This window comes from Micromonospora sp. KC213, from assembly GCF_004348325.1.
Lineage (GTDB): Bacteria > Actinomycetota > Actinomycetes > Mycobacteriales > Micromonosporaceae > Micromonospora.
On record NZ_SMKF01000083.1, the window covers coordinates 1 to 25,208 of the forward strand.

General features: G+C 70.0%; 27 protein-coding genes and 1 pseudogene. 14 read left to right on the forward strand and 14 right to left on the reverse strand.

Annotation, left to right across the window (positions count from 1 at the left end; translation table 11 throughout):
• The first annotated feature begins 764 nt into the window (after nt 1-764).
• The 4 genes from E1166_RS17620 (at nt 765) to E1166_RS17635 (ending at nt 5,695) form a co-directional block, all read left to right on the forward strand.
• Nucleotides 765-2,039 (forward strand): helix-turn-helix transcriptional regulator, encoded by a 1,275-nt coding sequence (locus E1166_RS17620; RefSeq protein WP_207914306.1) that lies wholly within the window; start codon nt 765-767, stop codon nt 2,037-2,039.
• Between the two features lie 15 nt (nt 2,040-2,054).
• Entirely contained in the window at nt 2,055-2,396 is a 342-nt protein-coding gene (locus E1166_RS17625; protein WP_132340234.1) for a PPC domain-containing DNA-binding protein, read from the forward strand.
• Nucleotides 2,397-2,871: 475 nt separating this feature from the next.
• Nucleotides 2,872-4,218, forward strand: a complete 1,347-nt coding sequence (locus E1166_RS17630) for a ferredoxin reductase family protein (RefSeq protein WP_207914308.1) — start codon at nt 2,872-2,874, stop codon at nt 4,216-4,218.
• 160 nt (nt 4,219-4,378) lie between these two features.
• Nucleotides 4,379-5,695, forward strand: a complete 1,317-nt coding sequence (locus E1166_RS17635) for an MFS transporter (protein WP_132340236.1) — start codon at nt 4,379-4,381, stop codon at nt 5,693-5,695.
• A 174-nt stretch (nt 5,696-5,869) separates the two neighbouring features.
• Here E1166_RS17635 and E1166_RS17640 read toward each other — a convergent pair whose 3' ends face one another.
• From E1166_RS17640 to E1166_RS17650, 3 genes are all read right to left on the reverse strand, one after another.
• Nucleotides 5,870-6,883 (reverse strand): LacI family DNA-binding transcriptional regulator, encoded by a 1,014-nt coding sequence (locus E1166_RS17640; RefSeq protein ID WP_132340238.1) that lies wholly within the window; start codon nt 6,881-6,883, stop codon nt 5,870-5,872.
• Between the two features lie 436 nt (nt 6,884-7,319).
• Nucleotides 7,320-7,499, reverse strand: coding sequence for a hypothetical protein (locus E1166_RS31570; protein WP_132340240.1), 180 nt, complete (start codon nt 7,497-7,499; stop codon nt 7,320-7,322).
• Nucleotides 7,499-8,413: a dihydrodipicolinate synthase family protein gene (locus E1166_RS17650; RefSeq protein ID WP_132340242.1), complete on the reverse strand. Its 915-nt coding sequence runs from the start codon at nt 8,411-8,413 to the stop codon at nt 7,499-7,501. The genes E1166_RS31570 and E1166_RS17650 overlap by 1 nt, the downstream gene beginning before the upstream one ends.
• A gap of 70 nt (nt 8,414-8,483) precedes the next feature.
• Here E1166_RS17650 and E1166_RS17655 point away from each other — a divergent pair, with 70 nt between their 5' ends.
• Entirely contained in the window at nt 8,484-9,419 is a 936-nt protein-coding gene (locus E1166_RS17655; RefSeq protein ID WP_132340244.1) for a LysR family transcriptional regulator, read from the forward strand.
• 49 nt (nt 9,420-9,468) lie between these two features.
• Here the strand turns inward: E1166_RS17655 and E1166_RS32720 are convergent, their stop codons facing one another.
• Nucleotides 9,469-9,738, reverse strand: coding sequence for a hypothetical protein (locus E1166_RS32720; RefSeq protein WP_347813027.1), 270 nt, complete (start codon nt 9,736-9,738; stop codon nt 9,469-9,471).
• 44 nt (nt 9,739-9,782) lie between these two features.
• Here E1166_RS32720 and E1166_RS17665 point away from each other — a divergent pair, with 44 nt between their 5' ends.
• Nucleotides 9,783-10,016 (forward strand): hypothetical protein, encoded by a 234-nt coding sequence (locus E1166_RS17665; protein ID WP_132340246.1) that lies wholly within the window; start codon nt 9,783-9,785, stop codon nt 10,014-10,016.
• 164 nt (nt 10,017-10,180) lie between these two features.
• Here E1166_RS17665 and E1166_RS17670 read toward each other — a convergent pair whose 3' ends face one another.
• Nucleotides 10,181-10,981 (reverse strand): alpha/beta hydrolase, encoded by an 801-nt coding sequence (locus tag E1166_RS17670; RefSeq protein ID WP_132340248.1) that lies wholly within the window; start codon nt 10,979-10,981, stop codon nt 10,181-10,183.
• Between the two features lie 66 nt (nt 10,982-11,047).
• Nucleotides 11,048-11,716, reverse strand: a complete 669-nt coding sequence (locus E1166_RS17675; protein WP_132340250.1) for a DUF4097 family beta strand repeat-containing protein — start codon at nt 11,714-11,716, stop codon at nt 11,048-11,050.
• Nucleotides 11,717-11,945: 229 nt separating this feature from the next.
• Here E1166_RS17675 and E1166_RS17680 point away from each other — a divergent pair, with 229 nt between their 5' ends.
• The 4 genes from E1166_RS17680 (at nt 11,946) to E1166_RS17695 (ending at nt 15,256) form a co-directional block, all read left to right on the forward strand.
• Nucleotides 11,946-12,698, forward strand: a complete 753-nt coding sequence (locus tag E1166_RS17680) for a helix-turn-helix domain-containing protein (RefSeq protein WP_132340252.1) — start codon at nt 11,946-11,948, stop codon at nt 12,696-12,698.
• Between the two features lie 301 nt (nt 12,699-12,999).
• Nucleotides 13,000-13,269, forward strand: coding sequence for a hypothetical protein (locus tag E1166_RS17685; RefSeq protein WP_132340254.1), 270 nt, complete (start codon nt 13,000-13,002; stop codon nt 13,267-13,269).
• Nucleotides 13,269-14,306, forward strand: coding sequence for a hypothetical protein (locus E1166_RS17690; RefSeq protein ID WP_132340256.1), 1,038 nt, complete (start codon nt 13,269-13,271; stop codon nt 14,304-14,306). Before E1166_RS17685 ends, E1166_RS17690 begins: the two co-directional genes overlap by 1 nt.
• Before the next feature lie 20 nt (nt 14,307-14,326).
• On the forward strand, nt 14,327-15,256 hold the full coding sequence (locus E1166_RS17695) for an LLM class F420-dependent oxidoreductase (RefSeq protein WP_132340258.1): 930 nt from the start codon (nt 14,327-14,329) through the stop codon (nt 15,254-15,256).
• A gap of 13 nt (nt 15,257-15,269) precedes the next feature.
• Here E1166_RS17695 and E1166_RS17700 read toward each other — a convergent pair whose 3' ends face one another.
• Complete coding sequence (locus tag E1166_RS17700; protein WP_132340260.1) at nt 15,270-15,662, reverse strand: hypothetical protein; 393 nt, start codon at nt 15,660-15,662, stop codon at nt 15,270-15,272.
• A gap of 148 nt (nt 15,663-15,810) precedes the next feature.
• Here E1166_RS17700 and E1166_RS17705 point away from each other — a divergent pair, with 148 nt between their 5' ends.
• The 3 genes from E1166_RS17705 (at nt 15,811) to E1166_RS17715 (ending at nt 19,964) form a co-directional block, all read left to right on the forward strand.
• Nucleotides 15,811-17,055 (forward strand): FAD-binding protein, encoded by a 1,245-nt coding sequence (locus E1166_RS17705; RefSeq protein WP_132340262.1) that lies wholly within the window; start codon nt 15,811-15,813, stop codon nt 17,053-17,055.
• A gap of 221 nt (nt 17,056-17,276) precedes the next feature.
• Nucleotides 17,277-18,923: a ricin-type beta-trefoil lectin domain protein gene (locus tag E1166_RS17710; protein WP_243710403.1), complete on the forward strand. Its 1,647-nt coding sequence runs from the start codon at nt 17,277-17,279 to the stop codon at nt 18,921-18,923.
• Nucleotides 18,924-19,100: 177 nt separating this feature from the next.
• On the forward strand, nt 19,101-19,964 hold the full coding sequence (locus tag E1166_RS17715) for an AraC family transcriptional regulator (protein WP_132340264.1): 864 nt from the start codon (nt 19,101-19,103) through the stop codon (nt 19,962-19,964).
• Here E1166_RS17715 and E1166_RS17720 read toward each other — a convergent pair.
• The gene (locus E1166_RS17720; RefSeq protein WP_132340266.1) at nt 19,961-21,103 is read right to left on the reverse strand and encodes a site-2 protease family protein; all 1,143 of its coding nucleotides are present in this window, start codon (nt 21,101-21,103) and stop codon (nt 19,961-19,963) included. The two genes, E1166_RS17715 and E1166_RS17720, sit on opposite strands and share 4 nt — an antisense overlap.
• A 69-nt stretch (nt 21,104-21,172) precedes the next feature.
• Nucleotides 21,173-21,310: a hypothetical protein gene (locus tag E1166_RS31015; RefSeq protein ID WP_165944366.1), complete on the reverse strand. Its 138-nt coding sequence runs from the start codon at nt 21,308-21,310 to the stop codon at nt 21,173-21,175.
• 247 nt (nt 21,311-21,557) lie between these two features.
• On the opposite strand from E1166_RS31015, the gene E1166_RS17725 reads away from it, so the two are divergent.
• A complete protein-coding gene (locus tag E1166_RS17725; protein WP_243710404.1) occupies nt 21,558-22,223 on the forward strand; it encodes a dihydrofolate reductase family protein in 666 nt (221 codons plus the stop codon).
• Between the two features lie 96 nt (nt 22,224-22,319).
• On the opposite strand, the gene E1166_RS17730 is transcribed toward E1166_RS17725, so the two are convergent.
• The 5 genes and pseudogenes from E1166_RS17730 to E1166_RS17750 all read right to left on the reverse strand — a co-directional run.
• Complete coding sequence (locus tag E1166_RS17730) at nt 22,320-22,844, reverse strand: hypothetical protein (RefSeq protein ID WP_132340268.1); 525 nt, start codon at nt 22,842-22,844, stop codon at nt 22,320-22,322.
• 169 nt (nt 22,845-23,013) lie between these two features.
• Complete coding sequence (locus E1166_RS17735) at nt 23,014-23,628, reverse strand: hypothetical protein (RefSeq protein WP_132340270.1); 615 nt, start codon at nt 23,626-23,628, stop codon at nt 23,014-23,016.
• 59 nt (nt 23,629-23,687) lie between these two features.
• Nucleotides 23,688-24,323 (reverse strand): hypothetical protein, encoded by a 636-nt coding sequence (locus E1166_RS17740; RefSeq protein WP_132340272.1) that lies wholly within the window; start codon nt 24,321-24,323, stop codon nt 23,688-23,690.
• A gap of 14 nt (nt 24,324-24,337) precedes the next feature.
• The gene (locus tag E1166_RS17745) at nt 24,338-24,598 is read right to left on the reverse strand and encodes a hypothetical protein (RefSeq protein WP_132185950.1); all 261 of its coding nucleotides are present in this window, start codon (nt 24,596-24,598) and stop codon (nt 24,338-24,340) included.
• A gap of 125 nt (nt 24,599-24,723) precedes the next feature.
• Nucleotides 24,724-24,855 (reverse strand): annotated as a pseudogene (locus tag E1166_RS17750) (DUF397 domain-containing protein); the annotation flags it as partial.
• Between the last annotated feature and the right edge of the window lie 353 nt (nt 24,856-25,208).

Below are 25,208 nucleotides of genomic sequence, written 5' to 3' on the forward strand. Positions count from 1 at the left end.
CGGCTCAAAGACCGCGACCTCGGCCGCGTTCCCGCAGCCACCAAGACCAACGACTGAACATCAACAACCAACGAGGGGGTCAACATTCGGCCGGAACAGAGGGGTCAAACTTCAGCCGGCGTTGACAGTTGTGCCATCGCGCGCTCCGCAGCGGCGCGCGACAGCGCCGGGCCGTCAGGCTGGACAGGGATGACAGTGCCCACGGCAGCGACTACCGCGCTCGAAGCAGCGTCGGCCCACCAACCCGACGCGCGCCGATCAACTCTGGCCGCGTTGCTCCAGGTATCCGCTTGGGCAGCCGTAGCGAGAGCTTGAACACCTTCATGGCCCGTTCGTGTTCACGGCACGGACCCAACGTTCCGCAGCTCACACACCGGCCATCCGCGCTCGACACTGCGTGCCGTTGCAGCGCGTCTTGGGCAGCATCAATCCGCCCGCCGCCGGGATAGGTCGTCACGTTCTCACCACCCTTCGAACTGGGCCGAGCACGCCGCGCGGGGCGGGGCATCCCGCAACACACGCGACGTGCCGACCGTTCACCTGCCCGTACGGAGCCAGCCGTCGCGTACGAACAGGGAGCTAAGCGTTGTAACTGGCCGATCGCTTATCGTTAGCAACACGATGCCGAAGCCCTGACGGTCCGCGATATGACGAAGGACGGATGTCGATATGCATCCCATGCATGAACACAACCGGCACCGGGGTGGGATCTTGGAGGCGGACTCCCTACCATCTAGGCTCGGCTGCCACACAAGGACGCCACGATGACAGCGACTTACGAGGCGCGGTACTGCCGCTGCGGCGCGCGGCTTGCGCGCGACAACACCACAGGACGCTGTTCGCCCTGCTCTGCATACAGCCGACGACGCCCCGATGTCGCGCCGGAAATGCCGGCCGACTTCTGGGATGAGTTCGTGCTCAGCGAGGCACTACAGAGCCGGCATATGGGCCGGGTGATCCGCGCATGGCGAACGCACCCCCATCACGGGCGGCATCCCATCTCCCAAGAACTGGCCGCTTCCTGGGTGGGCATGAGCCAAGCTCAACTAAGCCGGATAGAAAACGGCCCTCCCATTGCCCATCTTGATCGTCTGGTGCAGTGGGCGGCTGCGCTGCGTATACCGGCTAACCGGCTGTGGTTCACCATGCCGGACAATGCGGGTGAGCCGGGCGAGAAAGAGGATAAAGTGAACCGGCGTAAGCTCTTTGCCTCGGCGGCCGTTACTGCCGCAAGTGGCTTCTTGTATCACCAATCAACACCTGAGTTGATTGGTGATCGCGAAGCCGTTGAGTGGTTCGCATGGCACCTCTGGCAACACCGGAAGGACGAACTAGATCTTACCCATATTCCGCGCTCGATTGTCCTGCGCCTTGACAGGCATCCGCACGTCATGCAGACCCCCGATGGGGCATACCGTTTTACGGACCCGGCGCTGACGGATGTCCTGGTCGCCCACCGAGTTTTCGGCGATATCGCACAGGGTGGTGGTCACCTCCTGGCGACCGCGCAGACCAGCCACGCCACCGATCTCACTATTAGCGCGCTGGCGGCCGACGACGAAGCAGCGCGCCGAGGGCTTACCGCCTGGATGCGCGGAGGCGCAACGGCAGTCCTCAGGGTCAACTCTGCCGGCATCCTGGCCAAGGTTGGATCGTCCGAGCTTGGGGACGCGGCAATCTGTGCGATCCGCAGCGACCAGGACGCCCGGCATCTCTACCTCACCGCCGTAGCTAGCCGCGTCCTAGACCTGCCGTGGGGGCAGGCGGCACATTTCGCCGCAGGGACAGAAAAAGAAGCGGTGAGTGGGCCGCACAGCCCAAGCGGTGGCATGGGCGAGTGGGCGTCTCGCTGTTTGACGGCCGAACTTGCCAATACCCGTGACGCCGCCGCTCGCTGGTGCAGTGCCGTGCTGCTCGCCAACTGCCTCAACGACGAGGACGCGCGCAGTCGATCCGCACTTATGGCCGCCGTCGAGCGCGAAACGTGCCGTGAGAACCTACGGGCGTACGCGGCAGTCCTGGCTGGTATTACCCCCTAGCGATTGGATAGGCGAATGAAACTGTTGAGCGTCAAGCCTGGCGAAGAGGTAATCGAAACCCTCACGCGGCGGGCCGCAGAGGAGGGGATAGTGAACGGTGCGATCGTCTCTCTCATCGGTGCCGTCGATGAGTGCGCGATCAGCAACATGCCAGCAACCGACGCCAGTACGGACATCGTTAGCGAGTACCGACAACCGCTTGAGCTGAGCGGCACCGGGGAGATCCGGGACGGCAAGGTCCATGTGCATGTGGTGCTGGGTCGCGAGGGTGACGCCGCACTTGCCGGCCACCTGCACCGAGCGCGCGTCGAGACCTTCTTCGTCCATGCCTACACCCTCGCGATGCCCGAGGAGTGACCAGCGCTCAACCCGCCCACCGTGGCCGCGTGGGTGAGTCCGAGTGAGCCCGATGTGAGCCCGGACGCCGCCGGACGGATCATCACCGGCTAGGGTTGAACAGCACGGCGAGGGGTGCCTACCAGCATGGATAGGCACCCCTCAACATGTGTGCGGACCAGGAAGTATGTACGAAATCTAACTCATAATCCCTCGGTCGCGGGTTCGAGTCCCGCCCGCCCCACCGACCGCACCATTGTGCGAACCGGTGACTCCTTCGGGGTGCCCTCGTCCGTTTCGGGCGGGGGCATTGTCCCGGTCGCGTCAGATCCGGGCGACCTCGGCGAAGCTGACCCTAGGTCTTCCCGGATTGCACGGCGGCCTGGCATGATCCACCGGACGCGGGCGCCGGTCTCCCCCGCCGCGAGTTGCCCCATCAGGTCCTTGACGAACTCTCTCGTCGGCCCCTGCGTGGGCCGTTGCAGAGAGGTTCGCGATGTACACCGCAGCTCCGCCGCAGGGGCGCCGCCGCCTTGGCCAGGCCCGAGCCGCCTATCTGTTGCTTTGGTTATTTCTCCTGGTCAACCTGATGGTCGTCGAGGTGATGTTCGCCAACCCGAGCAGGCCGGCTCCCAACACCCTGATCTCGATCGGTCGTTTCCTCGGCCTGCATCTGGGATTCGCGATGGCGATGCAGCTGCTGCTGATCGGGCGCGTGCCGTTCCTCGAGCGGCGGATCGGCATGGACAGGCTCACCCACTGGCACCGCTGGACCGGGTTCACGATCTTCTGGCTGGTGGTGCTGCACCCGACCTTCGTGGTGCTCGGCTACGTACAGCTCGAGCGGATCGCGCTCCTCGCGGAGATAGTCAAGCTGGCCGCGTACATGCCCGTGCTGCTCGGCATGATCGCCGCTGTCCTGGTCGGCGTCATGGCGTTCACCTCGCTGCGGATGGCCCGTCGCCGGATGTCCTACGAGGCATGGCACGCCACCCATCTGGTGGTGTACGTGGTGATCGTGCTGTCGGTGATCCACCAGGTCTACGAGGGCACCGCGTTTGCCTCCAGCACTCTCACCAGGACGTACTGGTGGGGGCTGTGGGCGTTCGCGATCGGTTCGCTGCTCGTCAACCGGCTGATCGTGCCACTGGTGCGCAACGCACGTCACCGGCTGCGGGTCGTCGCCGTGGTCCCGGAAACCGACGAGGCCGTCTCCGTGTACGTGGCCGGCAACCAGCTCGACCTGCTGCGCGCCCGGCCGGGCCAGTTCTTTTGGTGGCGGTTCCCCGGTCACAACCCCTGGTGGCAGGTCAACCCGTGGTCGCTCTCGGCGGCACCGGACGGCCGCACTCTGCGGCTGACCGCGAAGGCGATCGGTTCCACCAGTGCCGGGCTGCGGCAGCTGCCGGTGGGCGCCCGGGTCTACGTGGAAGGCCCGTACGGCGCGCTCACCACCGCCGGCCGCACCCGGGAGAACGCGTTGCTGATCGCCGGAGGCATCGGCATCACCCCGATCCGGGCACTACTGGAGGACCCGAACCTGACCGGTGACATCGTGGTCCTCTACCGGGCGCGGACGCCCGCCGACGCGGTGCTGATCGACGAGCTGCGCGATCTGGCGCAGGCCCGGGGAGCCCGCTTGCACCTGCTGACCGGCCGTACCACCGACGGCAACCAGCCGTTGAGCCCGGAGCGCCTGCGCGACCTGGTGCCGGACATCGCCGAACGTGACGTCTATCTGTGCGGCCCGGCTGCGATGGCCACCACCGTGCAACGCAGCCTGCGCGCGTTGGGGGTGCCGGCCCGCCAGCGGCACATCGAGGCGTTCCGCCTGGGGGCGTGATCCGTACTGCGGCTCGACTTCGCACCCAGGACAGTTCGGTGAGCGATGCGAGGCCCGCCCTCGGCAGCGCCGCGGCCCTCGACGATCAGCGCGTCCCCTGTCTGGTTTACCGGCGACCCTTCCGGGAAGACCGCGCGAGCCGTATGGGGGGGGGCACAAGATGACCGAATCCACCTTGAAGCCCAGACAGGTGGCGTACGCCGCGATGGCCGGCACCGCGTTCGAGACGTACGAGTACTTTCTCTACGGGTTCGTCGCGGCGACCGTCTTCGGTCCGATCTTCTTCCCCGCCTTCCATCCCTGGTTGGGCACCCTGGCGGCGGTGTCGAGCCACGCGGTCGCGTTCTTCGTCCGACCACTGGGTGCCGTGCTGTTCGGTCGGATGGGTGATCGGCTCGGCCGACGACCGGCGCTGATCACCTCGCTGACGCTGATGGGCGTGGCCACCATCGGCGTCGGCCTGCTGCCGACCTACGCGGCCATCGGTGTCACCGCGCCGATCCTGCTCGTTGTGCTGCGTCTTGTTCAGGGCCTGTCAGTCGGTGGCGAGATTCCGGGCGCGGTGCTGGTCGGCGCCGAACACGCGCCGCCGAATCGGCGCAACTTCTTCGGCGCCTTCGCCTACATCGGGGTCACCATCGGATTCCTGATCGTCTCGGTGTCACTGCTGCTGGTCACCACGGTGGTCGGGGCGGAAACCTTCCAGAGCTGGGGGTGGCGGATCCCGTTCCTGTTCAGCGCGGTGCTCCTGGTCTTCGGGCTGGTGCTTCGTACCCGACTGGCGGAGACACCCGAGTTCGTCGCCGCGGAAAGCCGGATCCGCCGGGAACGCGCCGCCGGTCGACTGCGTACGTTGTTCCGGGGGTGGGGCCGCCCCCTGCTCGGCGCCATCCTGATCTGGATCGGCCCGTCCACCTTCTTCTACGCGTTCCTGACCAGCCTGCTCGCCTACACGAAGAACTTCGTGCCAGAGCTGCGCACCACGACCGTGCAGTGGGCGCTGCTGCTGACCGCGATCGCGCTGACCGTCATCGCCACTGTCTCCGCCTACTCCGGCGACCGTGCGAACCGGGTACGGATGATCATCATCGCGGGTGTCTGGTGGACCCTCTGGGCGGCACCCTCGTACCTCCTGGTCGAGACCGGGTCCGCTCCGGCGCTGTTCACAGCCATGCTGGTCGGTGTCGTGCCCCACGCAATCGTCACGGGGATGGCGCCGGCGCTGACCGCCGACCTGTTCCCCGTCGAGGTGCGCTACCTCGGTCTCGCCGTGGCCCTCACCCTCAGCGTGCTGATCGGCGGGCTCCTGCCGATACCCGCCCTCGCCCTGGTCGGCGCGGCCGACGGCTCGGTCGTACCCATGATCGTGGTCATGCTGCTGGCCGGCATCGCCGTCATCGTCGGCGCCTTCATGATTCGACGGCTGCAAGCGAAGCCCGCGGCGGGTCAAACGCCCGCCGGCCGGCCGGCGCGTTGACGGGTCGTTCGCATCCGGCGGCGTCACGGGCCGCCGGTCAGCGCGGGATACCCCTGGACGTGGCCGCCGGCCTGGTCACGGGCAGCACGCTCTACCTCGGCTCGGAGCGGCTGTTCCGGTTGTTCGGCTCGCCGGCGTTGTCCTCGCTGCCGCCTCGGTGAGGTACGAACGGGCTCACGTCGTGCCGCGTACCACCAGACGGGGGCTGAGTAGCGCCGGTGGTGGCAGCTCGCCGGCCAGGAGTTGGTCCACCTGGTGTACGGCGAGTTCGCCGAGCCGCCGTTTGTCGAGGTGAATCGTGGTCAGCGGCGGATCGATCAGCTCTCCGACGCTCAGGCCGTCGAAGCCGACCAGCGCGCACTCCGCCGGCACGGCGACGCCGAGCCGGCGGGCTGCCTGGAACGCGCCGATCGCGACCAGGTCGTTGAAGGCGAGCACCGCCGTCACGTCGGGGTGTGCGGCGCGCAGCGCTTCGAACGCCGTGCCGCCGCCGGCTGTCGTCTGCTCACCGAGGACGATCCATCCCTCGTCGACCGGCAGCCGGTGGGCCTGGGCGACGTCGAGGAATGTCTGGCGCCGTACCACCGGATCGCAGGCGGAGAAACAGTCGATCATGCCGATGCGCCGGTGCCCCCGCTCGATCAGGTGCTCCAGCCCTGCCCGGACACCCGCCTCGGTGTCCACCCGCACGAGTGCGTACGCCGCCGAGTCCTGCCCTCGGTCGACGATGACCAGCGGCACACCCGCGACGTACGGCTCCAGTTCCTCGTCGGTGTGGCTGAGGTAGCCGACGAGCGCGTCGACCTGCCGGCCGAGTGACCGCAGCAGTGTCAACTCGCGAAGTCGGTCGTTCTCCGTGCTGGCGACGACGACCTGCCAGTCCCGGCCACCCGCCGCTTCGATGACTCCGGCGATGAACTCCGGGAAGAACGGGTTGACCACGTCCGAGACGATCAGGCCGATGGTCACCACGTCGGGCCGGACCAGCCCGCGGCCGAACCGGCTGGGGCGGTAGCGCAGTTCCCGGGCGACGTCGAGCACCCGGCGCTGGGTCTCCGGGTCGATCTCTCCCTTGCCGTTGATGGCCCGCGAGACGGTCTGGTGCGAGACGCCCGCCACCCGGGCGACGTCCCTGAGTGTGACCCGTCTGCCGGCGGCTGCCGGCACCGTCCCGTTCTTCTCCACCACGCCCCCTACTCAACCATGACCGCTCCCGTTCCGGCTTTTCGGGTTGACGACGAGAGCCTGGTGCGAGAAGCTTCCGTTAGCGGTCACGTTACCGGTAACGGAATCAGCTCGGGTGACCGCCCCCGGCCCCCAACCCATGTCTGGAGAAGATGTCGTGGCTTCCGCGAGGCGTACGCGCTCGGCTGAGACCCACCTGTTGTTCCGCGCGGTGTTCGACGACTGGCAGTCCCGGGCCGACGTCTGGTCCGCGCTGCCGGACGCCCCGGTCGTACCGGACGATCACCCGCGGCGACGCCCCGCCTGGTGGTGGCCGTGGACCGGCAACAGGAGGCGAGACCTACCGCTCATCGGCCGGGCCAAGGGTGACCGCCCTCGACCCCACTCTCCTCGCCACCACGGTCAACCGCACCGAACGGGGTGCTGAGCGCTTCGCCGATCACGAGCGGCCCTGGGCGCCCAGGGCCAGGACCGGTGGCACGGCCGCCGGCAGCGCCGACGCCAGCCGGGGCAACCACTCGTTCTCCTTCGCACCCGGGACACAGCCGGCGGCGGTGTGCGGCAACAAGGTGCGGAGTAGTCGCCATCCTGCCAGTGCTCCGGCGACCGCGCCGGTCATCAGCCGGCAGGCTGATCGGTGATCAGCAGGGCGGGTTGTCCCACCTGGTCGACCAGACCGCCGGTCAGCTCGTCCACGCACGCCAGGGCGTGCGCCGTGGCGGGCAGCAGCGGTGGGCGGACCATCGGCGTCGGGATGCGTCCCCGGGCGTGCAACACCGCCTTGATCACGGACGGGTTGGGCTCGGCGAACAACGCGGCCGACAGGGAGGCGAGCCGGTGGCCGAGCGGCCGGGCCCGGTCGACATCGCCGGACCGCCAGGCCCGGACCAGCGCGGCGTAGTCGGCGGTGGCGATGTGCGCGGAGGCGAGGATGCCGCCGTGCGCGCCGAGGGCGAGCAGCGGCGAGAGGTACACGTCGTCGCCGGTGAGCACGGCGAAGTCCGGCGGCAGGTCGGCGAGGAAGGCGAGGGTGTCGGCGTCGATGCCGCCGACGGCGTACTTGATCCCCGTCAGTCCGGGAAGCCGCGCGAGGCGACGCAGCGTCGTCGCGGAGAGTTGCTGTCCGGTGCGATACGGGACGTGGTAGGCGACCAGCGGTACGGGAGACGCCTCGGCCAGCCGGCCGTAGTGGGCGAGCACCGCCTCCTCGCCGGGGCGCAGGAACGGCGGGACCAGACAGAGTGCCGCCGTCACCTCGGACCGTTCGGCGAGAGCTTGCAGGTCGTCGATGGTGTGCGCGCCGACCAGGAGCCCCGCCCGGTGCTCCCGGCAGGCCGCGGCGATGGCGTCGACCACCGTCCGCCGCTCGCGGTCGGTGAGCGCGTGCGGTTCGGCGGTGGTGCCCAACGCGACCAGGCCGGCTGCGCCGGCATCGAGCGTCTCGTGGGCCAGGGCGGCCAGCGCGTCGGCAGCGACCTCACCACCCTCGTCGAACGGCGTGATCAGGGGTACGTACAGCCCGGTGGGTGTCATGCCTCCAGCCTGTGACCGCACACCGTGAAGAACCAGTTCCGATTGCTCAACGAACACATAAGCTGAGCTGATGCTTGACGTTCGCCGTCTGCGCCTGCTGCGGGACCTGGCCCGGCTCGGCACCATCGCCGCCGTCGCCGAGGCGCACACCTACACGCCCTCCGCCGTCTCCCAGCAACTCGCCGCCCTGCAACGCGAGGCCGGCGTCGCCCTCCTGGAACGCGCCGGCCGCCGAGTCACCCTCACCGCTACCGGGAAGGTGCTGGTCGGTCACACCGAGGTGGTCCTCGCCGCCCTGGAAGCGGCCGACGCGGCCCTTGCCGCCGCCCGTGGTGGACTCTCCGGCACGGTACGCATCGGCGCGTACCCCAGCGCCGTGCGTACCCTGCTGTTACCGGCCCTGGTCGCGCTGGCCCGCGACCATCCCGCGCTCGACCTGATGGTCACCGAACTGGACCCGGTCGCGGTCCCCGACGCACTGCGCGAGCGTCGCCTCGACGTGGCCCTCGTACACGACTACGACATCGTGCCGGTCGAGTCGGACCCGGCGCTGGACTCCACACCGCTGCTGGACGAGACGGTGTTCCTCGCGCTGCCCGCCGGCACGGCACCCGACGCTGTGGGTGATCCCCTGCACTCGGTACGCGACGCGGACTGGATCGTAGGCAGCCCGGGTACGCTGTGCCACTCGGTGGCCCTGCACGCGTGTGAGCTGGCCGGCTTCCGGCCGAACGTACGCCATCACGCGGACGACTTCGCCGCCATGCTCGCCCTGGTCGCCGCCGGCCAGGGTGTCGGGCTGGTGCCCCAACTCGCCGCCGGGCAACCACCCACCGGGATCCGCCTCGCACCCCTGACCATCCGACGACGTACCCGGGTCGCGTACCGGCAGGGCGCGGGCGCGCATCCCGCCGTGGCCGCCTGCGTGGTGGCGCTGCGCGCCGCCGCCACAGACTCACCCGCGAACCGGCGGCCGGCCAGGGACGGTGACCCGGCCGAGCACTGAGCCGACCGAAGCGCGGGCCGCCGTGCGGCGGGGGTGTCCGCGATCTGATTCAGCCCGCTGGCCGGCCTTCGCAGGCACGTCCGGGCGGTTTCCCCGGTGGTCTCCAGACTCGGCGGCGGCCGAGGACCTCGACGATCCGGGTGAACCCGTCCGTTGCGTGGCCCAGCCCGATGGCACGGCGGGCCATGCCCTCGGCCGCGCGCATCACACCCACGTCGATGCCGTGTGCCTCGGAGCTACCTCCCCGTGCCGGCGGGGTTCGGGTGACGCGCCGTCCAGGACAGCCTCGCCGGAGCGTCGGGCGCCGCCAAGTACCCACACCCCGCGACCGGCTCGACCACCGGCCCGTACTCGGTCTGGCAGGTGGCCGGCGCCGTGCTCACCCTGGCCCTGGTCGCCGCCGTCGCCGGCCGCCGGATGCGCCCGTGGCTGGTGGCCCCGGTGATGACGGTGGCCTTCACCGCCGCCTGGTCCGGCAATGCCGCAGCCACCGACAGCAGCGGACTGTGGGTCATCGGGGCGGTGCTGGTCCTGGTCGGCACGGCCATCGGGACCATTGTCGTCAGCGCCATCTCGTCGGCCTGCCGACCGGCCTGACCCACACCGCCGTGCACAGGCGGTACCCGGTAACACGGCCACGCCGAGCTCGGCGTGGCCGCTGGCCTGGATGCCGCGCGGCGTCGTCCACACAGGTCGGCGAGGCGGTCAGTGACACCGCAATGGTCAGCGGCCTGTGATCGTCAGGCCGCTGGCCATGCCGCTCAGTGACCCGTGCGGTCGAGGGTCGCCACCTCGCGTACGGCCTCGGCGATGGCGCGGAAGTCCTTGCGCAGGATCGCGCCGTGGTTGCTGGCGACCTTCGCGCTGACCCGGATGTCGGGGTTGCGGGCGGTCACCGCATCGAGGCTGGTGCGGATGCGTTCCTGCTCGTCACCGCGGCTGCCGAAGGACGTCCCCGAGGCGACCACGTACCGCGTCGGCACGGCGATGTCGTCCAGCACGGGGCCCAACTCGCGTTCGCGGGAGATCACGCCGATCTCGATGTTGCTGTTCGCCTGCTGTTCGGCGGTCATCCGTGGGGCCAGGCGCAGCGGGCGCAGCAGCGGCCAGAACCAGCCCATCCGCCGGAACAGTTTCCGGATCCGCTGTTCCATGGCCTCGTCGAGCCAGTCGTACGGGAACGCGCCGTCGACCAGGACGGCACCCAGGGTCCGGTCCGGATTGCGGCTGGCCCAGTGCGCCGCGACGTACGCTCCGTACGACCAGCCGACCAGCAGCGCCCGGCTCACCCCCCTGGCCGCGAGAACGGCGTCGACATCCCGGACGGCGGCAGCGAAGGAGTAGTCCGCCGAACCCTTCGATCTGCCGCGAGCCCGCTCGTCGTAGGTGATGTGCCGCCACCTGGTCCCCAGTTCGGTGATGACCCGCCGCCACTGCCACTGAACGCCGAACTGACCGTTGAGGTAGACCACGGGGATACCGGAGCCGCCGGTGTCGGTGACGGCCAGGGCCGTGTCGTCGACCGGCACCAGGCCGGTCCAGCCGGATCGCGTGTTGGTCATGGTTTCCCTCTCTGCGGGGAGGATGAGGAACGATGGACGGTCGGGTCGCGGTAGGCGGCGGTGCTCCTACCGGCTGCGGGCGTCGATGTCGCCGTGGCCGGTGGTGGCGTGGATGGTCAGGTCGGCGACACCGTCGGTGTTGCTGAGTGCGTTGTGGATCCGGCCGTAGCCGGTGCCGGCGTCCAGGGATGCGGACACGTCGTGGGCGGCGCGGATCGACACGTCACCCATCTGGGTGCGCAGGACGACCGCGCCGCGCCGGGCCTCGTGGATGCGGATGTCGCCCTTCGCGGTGCTGATCTCGGCGGGGCCGTCCAGGCGGCCGATCGTGACGTCGCCGGCGGCGGTGGTGATCCGGACGCTCGCGGCCTCGTCGATCTTGATCGCACCCTGCGCGCTCCCGAAGGCGACGTCGCCGAAGCGTCCGACGCCCCGGAACTCGGCGCAGGACGACTTCGCCTCGACTCGGGAACCCGCGGGCAGCTGAACCGTGACCTCGATGGATCCGGAGGGGCCGAAGTACTGGTTCTTCGTCTCCGGGGCCTGGATCCGCAGGACGCCGTCGCCGTATTCGACCCTGGTCTGCTGGGCCGCCTTCACGTCGCGGCCCTTGGTGGCGTCGACGGGCAGGACCTCGACGGTCGTGTCGGCGCGGTCGGCGGCGATGAACTGCACGCGCCCGGCGGGGATGTCCAGGGCGACGGAGATCGGGGTGGGGGTGGCGAACGTCGACATCGTGCTCTCTCCTCTGTTGTGCCTGTTGTTTCTGACACTGGAAACGCTACGTTGCGTTCTAGATCCCAGCAACGAGCATGTTGCGTATGGCTCGTGTTGTAGCAGGCAGACTGCCGAAAATCGTTGCAACGGGCCTAATTTCAATGCAACAGCCATCCGCATGGGCGTTGCATTGGGAATGGAGTGAACGCTAGCCTGGGACGTCAGGTAAGCACGGAGGGAGATCGTGGTGCCGGGAGGCAGGCTCACCCAGCAGGAACGTCAGCAGATCGCACTCGGGCTGGCCGACGGGCTCGCCTACGCGGAGATCGCCAGGCGCCTCGACCGCCCGACCTCGACGATCACCCGTGAGGTGATGCGCAACGGCGGCCCCACCGCCTACCGTGCCGACCTGGCCCACCGTGCCACCGAACGCCGCGCCCGACGGCGCAGGCAGCCCGTCGTCCGTGGGCCGCAGCTACCCGAGCAGGCTCCCGGACGTGACCTTGAGGCCGTGCGTGAGTACGAGGAAACGTTCACCACCCTGCTCATGCAGCAGGGCGTGCCCAAGATGATGTCCCGGGTGCTGACCTGCCTGTTCACCACCGACGCGGGCAGCCTCACCGCCGCCGAACTCGTTCAGCGCCTGCAGGTCAGCCCGGCGTCGGTTTCCAAGGCGGTGGCGTTCCTGGAGACCCAGGGCCTCATCCGCCGGGAACGCGACGAACGCCGCCGCGACCGCTACCTGGTCGACGACGACGTCTGGTACCAGTCGATGGTCGCCGCCGTCCGATTGAACGCCCAACTCGCCGAAACCGCCCGGCAGGGCGTCGCCATCCTCGGCTCCGACACCCCGGCTGCCGTCCGCCTGGAGAACATCGCCCGTTTCGTCGATTTCGTCGCCGAGAGCATCACCCGCGCCGCGGAACAGGCTCGCGACATCCTCCACACGAGCACGGCACCCGCGCCACGTCCGGATCAGAAGCCCGGCCCCGGCAGGTGAGAGCCCTCACCCGGCCTGCTCGCAACCGGGTGGGTGACAGGCCGACAGACGGATCAACGACAGGCCCCGACGCCCGACCGGCGCATGGTGGAGGCAGGTGGAGAGGCTGCGTTGGCGGGCCACGTCGCATCCCTCCGGCCCGGCGGCGGCCGCGTGCCGCCGCCGGACGCCGCCCGCCAACGTCAGGACAAGGACGTCACCCCACCTCCGGTCGACGCCGTACGGCGCAGTCCGCCACGGGCGGCCGACCGGGCACGCGCGGTCACCGCCGCGCGTGCGAGCCAGGAAGGAGGGGGCGGAAATGGCCGCTCCCACCGTTGCCGCCAGCCTCAACGCCTCGACCTACTCGCCCGGCGACCCGATGACGCTCACCGTCACCTACGGCGACCCGGACACCCGGCCCGTCACCGTCACCGTCGTGGTGACCGACTCCCAGGGCAACCGCAGCGCTCCGGCCAGCGTCACCACCATCATCGACCCGCTCACCGTCGCCGTCACCGACGACTCCGGACGGGTCTGGACGAAGCTCTCCGACAACGGGTCGGTGGCCGTCTACCGGGCGGTGGCGTGATGCCCCGGGTCACCGTCACCGTGCGCGACCACGGCGGACGCACCGCGGCCGCCACCGCCGACTACACGATCGTCCCGCCCGTACTGGGCGGCTACTACCTGGCCGGCAACGGCGACCCGACGGCGGACCTGGCCGGCGGCAACTTCCGTTCGCTCACCCAGTACCGCAGCCTCGCCGACAGCCACGTCCTGCCCGGCTGGAACAAGCCGTGGCTGCTCACCCTCGGCCGCAACGGGTTCGCGGTCAACGTCGTGCTGGAGTTGAAGCACTACGGCGCCCCGGACAGCGGTCCGCAGATGTTCACGGTCGACGGGGTCAACCACACCGTCCCGGCGCCCGCGATGACCATCCAGCAGCGTCCGGGGACGGTGTGGCCGAAGGCGTACGGGTACGGGCAGATCCTCGCCGGCCGCTGCGACGGACTGCTCGCCCGGGTCCTGTCGCAGTACCGGACGCTCGGCTTTCCGGTGAACTTCCAACTCGCCTCCGAGTTGGACACCGACCACGAGTTCGGCACATGTGAGTCGGGCGTGACCTACGACTGGGCGGACTCGGACGGTCGCGCCGTGCGGGCGATGGCGTACATCGTGGACTGGTTCCGGTCCCGTCAGCTGCCGGCCGGCACCACCTTCTCCGTCGGCGCGGGTGGCTTCGACCGGGCCGCCTTCCGGCGTACCCACCCGGAATCGCTGATGGCGAAGCTGGACTTCCTCCAGTGGAACGTCTACGCCACCGATCCGAGCCACACCGCGCTGGCCCGGTTCCGTCGTACCCGGGACTGGGCGGTCGCCGACCTCGGCCCGGTGGCGCTGTCCCGCCCGGTGATCGTCGCGGAGTGGGGGGTGCGGGTGGCCGAGATCCCCGACCAGGCAGCCTGGATCGCGACCGTGCCGGCGGCCATCGCCCGGCTCAACGCCGAGCGGGGGCCGCGCGTCGTGCAGACGAACTACTTCAACTCCAGTTGGGGCACCCTGTCGCCCAAGGCGGCCGGGCTGGCCGCGCTGCGGGCCGCGTACGCCACGCGGCCGTACGCCTGACCTCGCCCTATGCTCGCAGCATGGAACTGCGGATCTTCACCGAGCCCCAGCAGGGGGCCAGCTACGACCAGTTGCTCGCCGTGGCCCGGGCCGCCGAGGACGCCGGGTACGGGGCGTTCTTCCGCTCCGACCACTACCTGAAGATGGGCGCGGTGAGCGGGGAGCCGGGGCCGACGGATGCCTGGACCACCCTGGCCGGGCTGGCCCGGGACACCTCCCGGATCCGCCTCGGCACGCTGATGACCGCCGCCACGTTCCGGCTGCCCGGCCCGCTGGCCATCACCGTGGCGCAGGTCGACCAGATGAGCGGCGGCCGGGTCGAGTTGGGCATCGGCACCGGCTGGTACGCCGAGGAGCACACCGCGTACGGCATCCCGTTCCCGCCGGTGGGGGAGCGTTTCGCCCGACTGGAGGAGCAGCTCGCGGTGGTCACCGGGCTGTGGGAGACGCCGGCTGGGAAGACGTTCGACTTCGCCGGGACGTACTACCAGGTGGCCGACTCGCCGGCGCTGCCCAAGCCGGTGCAGCAGCCGCGCCCGCCGATCCTGCTCGGCGGCCTCGGGCCGAGGCGTACGCCACGCCTGGCCGCGCGTTACGCCGACGAGTTCAATCTCCCGTTCGCCTCGATCGAGGACACCCTCGCGCAGTTCGGCCGGGTCCGTGCGGCGTGCGCGGAGATCGGCCGGGACCCGGCGACGATGCGCTGGTCCAACGCGCTGGTGCTCTGCTGCGGCCGTACCGACGCCGAGGTGGCCCGCCGGGCCGCCGCGATCGGCCGGGAACCGGCCGAGCTGCGGCAGAACGGCCTGGCCGGGACCCCCGCCGAGCTGGTCGACACCATCGGTCGGTTCGCCGCGAGCGGCAGCCAACGGATCTACCTCCAGCTGCTCGACCTGACCGACCTGGACCACCTGGAGCTGGTCGCGGCCGAGGTCATGCCGCAGTTGTAGGCCGGAAGTGCGGTCAGCGGGCCGGGGCGGTCGCGCCCGGCTCGCGCAGCACCGTGTCCAGCCGGCCGTCCCGGTCGCTGTCCAGGTAGGTGATGTCCGGTACGCCGTCGCCGTCGAGGTCGAACTGCACCACGTCGGCGATTCCGTCCCCGTCCAGGTCGGTGACCACCTGCGTGGAGCCGTCCAGGTGGTGGGTGACGATGGACGTCGCGCCCGCGTCGGTGCGCGGGGCCGGGCCAGGCCCCGGCGGCTCCGGCTCCGGTTCCGGCTTCGGTGCCGGCGCGGTCAGGTACGGGTACCAGGCCGGCGGCGCGCTCTCCGGCTCCAGCCCGACACCCGTCGGGTCCATCTCCTCCTCCGACGGGTAGACGTCGCCGTGCAGGGTCGGGTCGCGGTAGCTGCTCATCGCCCCAGTGTTCCCCATCAGCGCCCCGGACAACCCCGATCCCGACCAGGTACGAGGGGCAGAGCCGCCCCCGCGTCGCGGCTACAGTGTTGCCCAGCCGACGCGGCGCGTCCCCCCGCCGCCCTCGCCCCGAGGAGACGTGACCGCCGTGACCGACCTTCCGCGCCACAACTGGGCCGGCAACGTCACGTACGCCGCCCGTGCCGTGCACCGCCCCTCCTCGCTGGACGAGCTGCGCCGGCTGGTGGCCGGCAGTGACCGGGTCCGGGCGGTCGGCACCGGCCACTCCTTCAACCGGCTCGGCGACACCACCGGAGATCTGGTCTCCCTCGCCGGTCTGCCGCCGACGGTCGAGATCGACCGGGAGCGCGGCACGGTCACCGTCGCCGCCGCGCTGCGCTACGGTGACCTGGCCACCCGGCTGCACGCCGAAGGGCTCGCCCTGGCGAACCTCGCCTCGCTGCCGCACATCTCGGTGGCCGGCGCGGTGGCCACCGGCACCCACGGCTCGGGCGTAGGCAACCGCAACCTGGCCGCGGCGGTGGCCGCGCTGGAGCTGGTCACCGCCGACGGGGACCTGGTCACGGTGGATCGGGGCGACCCCCGCTTCGCCGGCATGGTGGTCTCCCTCGGCGCGCTGGGCGTGGTCACCCGGGTCACCCTGGACACCACCCCCACCTTCGACGTCCGGCAGTACGTCCACCTCGACCTGCCAGCCGAGGCGGTCGACACGGCGTTGTCCTCGGCGTACAGCGTCAGCGGGTTCACCTCCTGGCGGTCGTCGCGCATCGACCAGGTCTGGCGCAAGCAGCTCGCCGACCAGGCGGCCCCGCCCGCTGACTGGCTCGGGTGCACCGCCGCGGCCCAGCCGGTGCACCCGGTGCCCGGGATGCCGGCGCGCAACTGCACCGCCCAACTCGGCGAGCCCGGCCCGTGGCACGAGCGGCTGCCGCACTTCCGGCTGGGCTTCACCCCCAGCAGCGGTGACGAACTCCAGTCGGAGTACCACCTGCCCCGGGCCGCGACGGCCGACGCGCTGGCCGCGCTGGACGGGATGCGGGACCGGATCGCCGGTGTGCTCCAGATCTGCGAACTGCGCACGGTGGCCGCCGACGGGTTGTGGTTGAGCCCGAACCACGACCGGGACAGCCTCGCCGTCCACTTCACCTGGATCGACGACGCCACGGCGGTGCTGCCGGTGCTGGCAGAGGTGGAACGGCGGCTCGCCCCCTTCGCGCCCCGCCCGCACTGGGGGAAGGTCTTCACCCTGGAGCCGGCGGCGGTGGCCGCCACCTTCCCCCGGTACGCCGACTTCCAGGCCCTGTTGGCCGAGTGGGACCCGACCGGCACGTTCCGTACCGAGGCGCTGGACCGCTACTTCCCGCGCTCCTGACCCACCCGCCGCAGGGCTCTTGACAGCCCTGTATGTGAGCGATAACACTTCTGCGAACCGACGACTGACCTCGCCAGACGCGACAACAACCGTCCCCCTCCGCAGGTGGAGGTGTCAGCCGCTCCAGTCGTGCCGGCGGCCCCGGTCCCTGCTTCCCTGGTCGTCGTTCCGGTCCTGGATCCACACCGATCCGTCCTCACCCCCGAAAGAGGAAGGCACCTGTGAAAGCAGTTGCGCGGCCCCTGACCGCCACCCTCGCCGCTCTCACCACCGCCATGGCAGGCATCGCCCCGCTCGCCCTCGCCGCCTCGCCCGCCGCCGCGGCGCCCGGCAGCCCCGCTGTCCGGCCGCCGCTGGGCTGGAACAGTTGGAACACCTTCGGCTGCGACATCAACGAAGCCAAGATCCGCGCGGCTGCGGACGCCATGGTCAGCTCCGGCATGAAAGCGGCCGGCTACGAGTACGTCGTGGTGGACGACTGCTGGCAGGCCACGACCCGCGACGCCGCCGGCAACCTGCGCTCCGATCCCGTACGGTTCCCGTCGGGCATGAAGGCGCTCGGTGACTACATCCACAGCAAGGGGCTGAAGTTCGGCATCTACCAGGCCCCGCGCGAGGAGACCTGCGCCCAGTACTTCAACGCCGTCGGCGGCGCCACCGGCGCACTCGGCCACGAGCAGCAGGACGCGAACACGTTCGCGTCCTGGGGCGTCGACTTCCTCAAGTACGACTGGTGCTCGCCCTGGGGCACCCTCAACGACCAGATCGCCAGCTTCTCGCTGATGCGCGACGCGCTGCGTGCCACGGGACGGCCGATCGTCTACTCGATCAACTCCAACAGTGCGCACTCCAACACCGGACCCTCCTTCGACTGGAGCCCGGTGGCGGACATGTGGCGAACCACCGAGGACATCACCGACAAGTGGCGCAGCGGCTGCACCGGCGACTGCTTCATGGGTGTCACCGAGATTCTCGACGTGCAGGCCCCGCTGCACGCCTGGAACGGCCCGGGGCACTGGAACGACCCCGACATGCTTGAGGTGGGCGTACGCGGCACCTTCTCCCCGACCGAGAACCGGGCGCACTTCAGCATGTGGGCCATCATGGCCGCCCCGCTGATCGCCGGTAACGACATCACCACCATGTCCGCCGACGTACGCACCGTGCTGACCGACCCCGACGTGCTGGCCATCAACCAGGACTCGCTGGGCCGGCAGGCCCAGCGGGTGCGTGACTTCGGCGAGAGCGAGGTGTGGGCCAAGCCGCTCAGCGACGGCTCGGTCGCGGTCGCCCTGCTGAACCGGTCGGGCAGCACCGCGACGATCTCCACCACCGCCACCGACATCGGTATGCCCGCGGCGAGCGGCTACAACCTCTTCGAGGTCTGGACGCACGCGGCCAGCAACACCTCCGGCGCGATCAGCGCCACCGTCCCGCCGCACGGGGTGGCCATGTACCGGGTGCGCACCGGCTCGACGACCCCGACCGACACCTTCAGCCTGCGCGGTGTCGGATCCAACCGTTGCCTGGACATCATCGGGGGTGCCCCGAACGACGGCGCCCAGGCGGCCATCTGGGACTGCAACGGTGGCCTCACCCAGGTCGTGACCGCTGCCTCCGGCCAGCTGCGCATCGGCGGCAAGTGCCTCGACGCCGACAACAGGGGAACCGCGAACGGCACCAAGGTGATCCTCTGGCCCTGCAACGGGGGCACCAACCAGCAGTGGACGATGCAGGCCGACGGCACCGTCCGTGGGGTCCAGTCCGGCAAGTGCATCGACGTCAACCAGGCCGCCACCGCCAACAACTCACCGGTCATCCTGTGGACCTGCTCCGGTGCCGCGAACCAGCGGTGGACCCGCGTCTGAGCGCTACGCACGGGACCCGGCGGACATGAAGTAGTCGGCGTCTGAAGCGTGGGAGCCTGCTGCCGACGGCAGCAGGCTCCCACGCCCTTTGACCGACCCGACCGCAGCGGGCACCGGATGTCGGGTCCGTCGGTCCCTGCCTGCCTAGCGTGGATCTCGTCAGGGAAGGAGATCCACGTGCTGGATCGGTTGAACGAGGCGATGGCGCACGTCGAGCGGCACCTGGACCGGCGGGTGGACGTCGCCGAGCTGGCCCGGATCGCACTCACCTCGGAGTACCACCTGCGGCGGATGTTCTCCGCGCTGGCCGGGATGCCGCTGTCGGAGTACGTCCGCCGCCGGCGGCTCACCGTCGCCGCGGCCGAGGTGCTCGCCGGGGAGCGGACGCTGCTCGACATCGCGGTCCGCCACGGGTACGGCTCGACCGAGGCGTTCACCCGGGCGTTCCGCGCGGTGCACGGCGTCGGGCCGGGCGAGGCCCGGCGCACCGGCGCGGTGCTCCGCTCCCAGCAGCGGCTCTCCTTCCGTCTCGTCGTCGAAGGCAGTGCCGAGATGCGGTACCGCGTAGTGGAAAAACCGGAGATTAGGCTGGTGGGTTGGCGGGCCCGGGTGCCCCTGGTCCACGAGGGGATGAACCCGGCGATCGTGGCGTTCCGCCGGAAGCTCGACCAGGCGGCGGCGGCCCGGCTGGCGGCCCTGTCCGACCAGGAACCGGCGGGTCTCGTCGACGCCAGCGACCAACTCGACGAATCCCGGGAGGAGGGCACCGAGCTGGACTACTGGCACGGGGTGGTGACCGACGCCGAGGTGCCGGACGGCGTGGCGTCGCTGACCCTGCCGGCCGGGACGTGGGCGGTGTTCGAGACCTCCGGCGAGTTCCCGGCCGCTGTGCAACACCTGTGGCGAGACGTGTTCACCCAGTGGTTCCCCGCCAACCCGTACCGCAGCCGGCCCGGGCCGGAGATCTCCCGTACCCGGATCTCCGCCGACGGCTCGCACGTCGACGCCGAGCTGTGGATCCCGGTCGAGCGGATGGCCTAACGGCGGTCGCCGGCCATCTGGTGGCGAAGGCTGCCGCGCTGCACCGCGCGGCTGATGTCGCTGGGCGAGACGATCCCGACCAGTTGCTGGTCGATCACGACCAGCGCCCGCCCGTCGCTGCACTCACTGAGCCGGGGGAGCAGGTCGTTGAGCTGCTCCTCCGGCCGGGCCAGCACCAGGTCCTCGGCCCGGCAGGCCACCTCGGCGAGAGTGGTGGTGGCCCGCCGGTCGGCGGGGATGCCGCGTACCCGGTCGAGGGTGACCAGGCCAACCGGCCGGCCCTGCTCGACCAGCGGCAACGCCGAGTGCCGGTACGCGAAGAGGTAGTGGTCGACGAAGTCGGCGACGGTCATCTCCGCCGAGGCGGTCTGCGGCTGCGAGGTCATCACGTCACCGACCCGGACGCCGGCCAGCGCGCTGCCCATCCGGGCCTGGCGCTCCTCCATGCCGGCCGCCCCGATCAGGAACCAGCCGATCAGCGCCAGCCACAGCCCACCCACCCCGAAACCGGTCAGGAACTGCAGGAGGCCGAGCCCGATCAGCAGCGCGCCCAGCACCCACCCGGCGCGGGCGGCCACCACCGACGCCTTCGTCCGGTCCCCGGTCGCCTTCCACACCGCGGCGCGCAGCAACCGGCCACCGTCCAGCGGCGCGGCGGGCAGCACGTTGAAGACGGCGAGCAGCACGTTGATGCCGGCCAGCCAGGCCAGCGACCCGAGCAGCAGGCCGTCCGCCCCGAGCAGCGAGAGCAGCACGGCGATGGCGCCGAAGAAGAACCCGAGCAGCAGGCTGACCAGCGGCCCCACCCCGGAGATACGCAGCTCCGCGCCCGGGTTGGGGGCTTCGCCCCGCAGCTCGGCGACCCCGCCGAAGAGCCACAGCGTGATCCCCTGGACCTGGAGACCGTTGCGCTGGGCGACGACCGCGTGGGACACCTCGTGGGCGAGCAGACCGAGGAAGAACACCACCGCCGCCGCGAGCCCGGCCGCGACGTACGCGGCCACCGGCCGGCCCGGGTACGCCCGGGGGAACTGGTTGGCCGCCAGCGCCCAGGCGATCAGCAGGAAGATGACCAGGACACTCCAGTTGACCCCGACGGGTACGCCCGCGATGCGGCCAATCCGGAAACTCGCCCTCATGCCTGCGTCATACCCGCGTGGGGCCTGCCCATGCGCGGGCGGAAGCTCACCCTTCCCGCCGGATGACCGTTACCTCATGCCGACCTGTGGTGGACAGGTGGCGGCCTGCAGCAGATCGGCGACGATGTGGATGCCCTCGTGTATGGCGTCCGTGGTGAGGTTGCCGTAGCCGAGAACGAGTTGCGCGGTACGCGTCTTCGACGTCATGTGGTAGCTGCTCGAGCCGTAGAGGCCGACGGATCGATGTCGGGCGGCTGCGATGACGGCCGGTCGGGGTAGCCGAGTGCCTCGGTGGGCGCCTGCTCCCCGGTGCCCAGCCGACCGGTTCGGATGGCTTCCCGCAGCGCGCGTTCGATCTGGTTGCGCAGCGGTTCCGCGCTCTTCCGGTCCACCGGCAGGGGCAGCTCCGGCCCAGAACCGGTTCACTCAACAGGCATGAAACTGGACCTTACTGATGGACCGGTTGGGACCTACGGTTTCCCCTATGGCTGATCTTCCGCTGGCCGCGACGGGCCGCACCCTGCTGAGCATGAGCGTGTCCTTGGACGGTTTCGCCGCCGGACCCGACGTCACCACCGAACAGCCGATGGGCAGGGGCGGCGAGCGGCTGCACGAGTGGCTGTTTCACGACGGCGGGGACCACGTTGTGGCAGCCGACGGTGTCACTCCGGCCGGGGTCGACGTCGAACGGGCACGGGAACGTTACGCGACGACCGGCGCCGTGGTGATCGGCAAACGGACGTTCGACGTCGGTGTGGGCCTGTGGCAGGACACCCCGTTCCCGGTGCCGTGCTTCGTGCTCACCCATGAGTCGCGCGAGCCGTTGACGATGAAGAGCGACACCTTCACGTTCGTCACCGACGGACTCCACAGCGCGCTGCGCCAGGCGCGCCAAGCCGCGGGCGACCGGCACGTCCTCATCATGGGCGGGCCCACCACAGGACAGCAGTTCGTCAGGGCCGGGCTCGTGGACGAGATCCACGTGCAGCTCGTGCCGGTGTTCCTCGGCACCGGCACCCGCCTGTTCGATCACCTCGGCACCGACCACATCGAACTCGAACGAACCGCGGTGATCGAATCGCCACACGTCACGCACCTGAGCTTCCGCGTCCTGAGGTGACCGCGCTCATTGGCTGGCGGGGGGTTGGGCGCACCGGCCCCCCGATACAGCACCAGGTGGTCGTCTGCGTGACGATGACCGCACGTACGCGAACTCTCACCACTGCGCCAGGCTCGCGGCGCGAGCCCGGGCGATGCTGTTGCCGATCAGGTCACCGACCGCCGCGCCGACGACGACCGCTGGTGGGCCGAAGGCAACGGTGCTGCTCTGCCCGTAGGTCACGGTGGTGCCGTAGAACCGGGAGTAGGTGAACGGCGCGTCCAGGTGGACCGGACCGGGTCCGATGAAGCCAGGAGCCATTACCGTCGGCGGCGGCTCTCCCGCGACAAGCCGCCGGTGCAGGTGGACCGCCTCGATCCAGCCCTGCTGCGCGGCCCCCACCGACGGGTGCGGCCGGTGGGTAGGCGGGTGACGGGCCGGCAGCAGCCGACCCAGGCCGTAGCCGAGAGCGTACGCGAACAATGGCCACGGCCCCGTGAGACCGACCACGACCACGCAAACCCAACGACCGTACGCGAAGCGACGCCGTCGACGACCGTCGATGATCCCGAGGGTGACACCCACGATGATGGTCGCCGCAGTGATGGCGACGTAACCGAGCCGGACGAGAAATGTCCACACCGTGATCCGGTGACAGGGGCCGGCGACGCCCGCTGTCCTGTCGGCCGACGCCGGGCCGTGCTCCGCGATGCATTCCTCCCCGACGCGAGGGCGCTGGCTGCTGCCCGGCACTTCCAGGAGTCATGTTCACCAGTCCCTGCGGGGCTGGATCCGGCTGCCCCGGACGGCGTCACAGTCGGGAGCGGTACGCCCCGAGTTCCCTCTTCGCGGCGGTCAGTTCGCCGACCGAGTCGTGGACGAGGCCGCGTGCTGTGGTCAGGGTGGCCTCGGTGGCGCGGACGATCTCAGGTCGGCTGCCGGCGAGGACGCCCAGCAGGGAATTCTGGTTCGCCCACATCTTCTGGTGGATCGCGGCGATCCGGCTCGCCGCTCGGTCGAGCTGTTCGATGACCTGCTCGATCCCCCCGATGACCTGCCCGGCGATGCTCGGGGTGCTGCTGCGACGGCTCGACATCGCCCGGGGACCTCGGTGACCGGCTCCCCGGCTGCCCGTCATCGGGGCGTGGGCGGCACCGGAGACTGCCCGTGGTGATGTGCCGCCGCGACGGGCAGCCGCCGCTCGTCGTTCGTCGCGGCGTTCACGGAGATGGTCGAAGCCGGCGACCACGACCGCCTTGCCCTGCGAGCCGACCATGCCGCCGATGATCGCGCCGCCGGTCGAGGCGACGCCAGGGGAGACGGGCAGCCCGTAGCGGGCGCTGGCCAGACCGACGAGCATGCCGACGCCGGCCCCACCCCACTCGACCAGCTTCCCCAGCGCTTCCTTGACGCTCTCGTACTTCACTCGCCGGGCAAACGGCCTCTCTACCTGTTTCCGGCGTCGGTTTCCTTTGCGCCAGCCCATCAGGCCGAGGTGGGATCGAGGTACGCGCAGCTCACCGCGATCAGCAGAGGAAGATAGATGGCCAGGTCCTGGGCTACCTGGGTAGGTGTCTGCTCCATGGGCTCGTCGCCTTCCTCGACGTTCTCGGTGTCGTCGGCGTAGAGGACGCACGCCTTCCACAGATCAGCGTCACGGTATGAGAAAGACCAGAGCCCGTAGACGTCTACGGGAACGGCGACCTTCGGCTGGCCGGAGTGACCGATCCGGTGTAGGTGGGGCTCGTCCGGGGTGGAACCGAGTCCTTCCCCGAGGGGGAGGAGTTTGTGGCGGCGGAAGACTGGTTCGAGGTCGCCGTCGGTGTCGAACTCGACCAGCAGGCCCCGGCCGATCAGGTTGTCGATGATCTCCGCTGCCTGGGGTTCGGGCTGCGGAGCGGTTTCCAGCAGCCGGATCAGGGACTCTCGGTTGACATCGAGCTTGGCGTGTCGTTCGGCGTCCACGAAAGCTGCCGCCCAGACCGCGGCTTCGGTCTCGGTCAACTCGACCAAGTCGTCGCCGAGGTGGATCTCGTAGCACTCGGGTGTCGGGTCCGGTGGGCGGACGTAGCGGTAACGCGGACCCATCGACAGACCGGCGGGCACGATGACGCGGGGCATGAGCTTCCTCCCGGTCAGAAGCTGGCGGAGTAACGCTTGGTCGCCTCGATGGAAGCGCCGGCAAGCTGAGACGCCTCGTTGAGGTTCTTCTTGACCTGCTCCATCCGGGCGATGGCCTCGGCCACGCTGGGGTGGGTGGTGCCGCTGGTGACCGCCCGCAGCATCGCAAGACTCTGGTTGATCGAGTCGTGCACTGCCCGCATCTGCGCGATCTGGTCCTGCGTGGACCTGCCGAACTGGTTGATGCCAGCCTTGATCTCCTGGATCGATGCCACCGCGCGTCCTCCCCCTATCCGGCAACGGCCATCCCGCTGGGACCGTACCGGATCATGCACGCATAGTCAGCCCCCGGTCGCGCATCGGTCAGCCGGTCAGGAGCACCGGCTCGGTCATGATCACTTTAGGAACTCTGCTTGACCGCCGTGACGAATGATGTCCACGCTTCGTGCTTGAAGGTGAGGGCCGGGCCGGCCCGGTTCCTGCTGTCGTGCACGCCGACGATTTCGGGCAGGTTGTCGGCCACCTCGACGCAGGGGCTTGTTCTGCGTGGGCCGGGCTGCTCCTGTGGTTATCAAGCTGCTGGTAGAGCTGGCGGGCGAGGTAGCGGTTCAGGCGTCACACGCTACGAACCTGACTACGTAAATGGATCGGGGTGGGCGTGGCCGAGTTGGGTGACAGCCGTCGCCTGCGAGCGGCGCACCTCGCCGGCTCGGAGGTCACCGCCTCGCCGGCACAGTCCCCGTCCGACGTGACCGGGTAGGTCCCCGTCGGGTCCGCCCCGATCACCCGGGTGCCTGATCCGTTGACGTAGTCAGGTTTGCAGCGAGCGGCAAGCCTGCCTCGTCCGCAGGCGGCGTTACCCCGGTTGCGCCCCGCCCCCAGCGC

Bases quoted from the DNA above. Each gene is read 5' to 3' on its own strand.
- E1166_RS17620 (WP_207914306.1), top strand. From the start codon at position 765: ATGACAGCGACTTACGAGGCGCGGTACTGCCGCTGCGGCGCGCGGCTT.
- E1166_RS17625 (WP_132340234.1), top strand. From the start codon at position 2,055: ATGAAACTGTTGAGCGTCAAGCCTGGCGAAGAGGTAATCGAAACCCTC.
- E1166_RS17630 (WP_207914308.1), top strand. From the start codon at position 2,872: ATGTACACCGCAGCTCCGCCGCAGGGGCGCCGCCGCCTTGGCCAGGCC.
- E1166_RS17635 (WP_132340236.1), top strand. From the start codon at position 4,379: ATGACCGAATCCACCTTGAAGCCCAGACAGGTGGCGTACGCCGCGATG.
- E1166_RS31570 (WP_132340240.1), bottom strand. From the start codon at position 7,499: ATGACCGGCGCGGTCGCCGGAGCACTGGCAGGATGGCGACTACTCCGC.
- E1166_RS17650 (WP_132340242.1), bottom strand. From the start codon at position 8,413: ATGACACCCACCGGGCTGTACGTACCCCTGATCACGCCGTTCGACGAG.
- E1166_RS17655 (WP_132340244.1), top strand. From the start codon at position 8,484: ATGCTTGACGTTCGCCGTCTGCGCCTGCTGCGGGACCTGGCCCGGCTC.
- E1166_RS17670 (WP_132340248.1), bottom strand. From the start codon at position 10,981: ATGACCAACACGCGATCCGGCTGGACCGGCCTGGTGCCGGTCGACGAC.
- E1166_RS17675 (WP_132340250.1), bottom strand. From the start codon at position 11,716: ATGTCGACGTTCGCCACCCCCACCCCGATCTCCGTCGCCCTGGACATC.
- E1166_RS17685 (WP_132340254.1), top strand. From the start codon at position 13,000: ATGGCCGCTCCCACCGTTGCCGCCAGCCTCAACGCCTCGACCTACTCG.
- E1166_RS17690 (WP_132340256.1), top strand. From the start codon at position 13,269: ATGCCCCGGGTCACCGTCACCGTGCGCGACCACGGCGGACGCACCGCG.
- E1166_RS17695 (WP_132340258.1), top strand. From the start codon at position 14,327: ATGGAACTGCGGATCTTCACCGAGCCCCAGCAGGGGGCCAGCTACGAC.
- E1166_RS17700 (WP_132340260.1), bottom strand. From the start codon at position 15,662: ATGAGCAGCTACCGCGACCCGACCCTGCACGGCGACGTCTACCCGTCG.
- E1166_RS17720 (WP_132340266.1), bottom strand. From the start codon at position 21,103: ATGAGGGCGAGTTTCCGGATTGGCCGCATCGCGGGCGTACCCGTCGGG.
- E1166_RS31015 (WP_165944366.1), bottom strand. From the start codon at position 21,310: ATGACGTCGAAGACGCGTACCGCGCAACTCGTTCTCGGCTACGGCAAC.
- E1166_RS17725 (WP_243710404.1), top strand. From the start codon at position 21,558: ATGGACCGGTTGGGACCTACGGTTTCCCCTATGGCTGATCTTCCGCTG.
- E1166_RS17740 (WP_132340272.1), bottom strand. From the start codon at position 24,323: ATGCCCCGCGTCATCGTGCCCGCCGGTCTGTCGATGGGTCCGCGTTAC.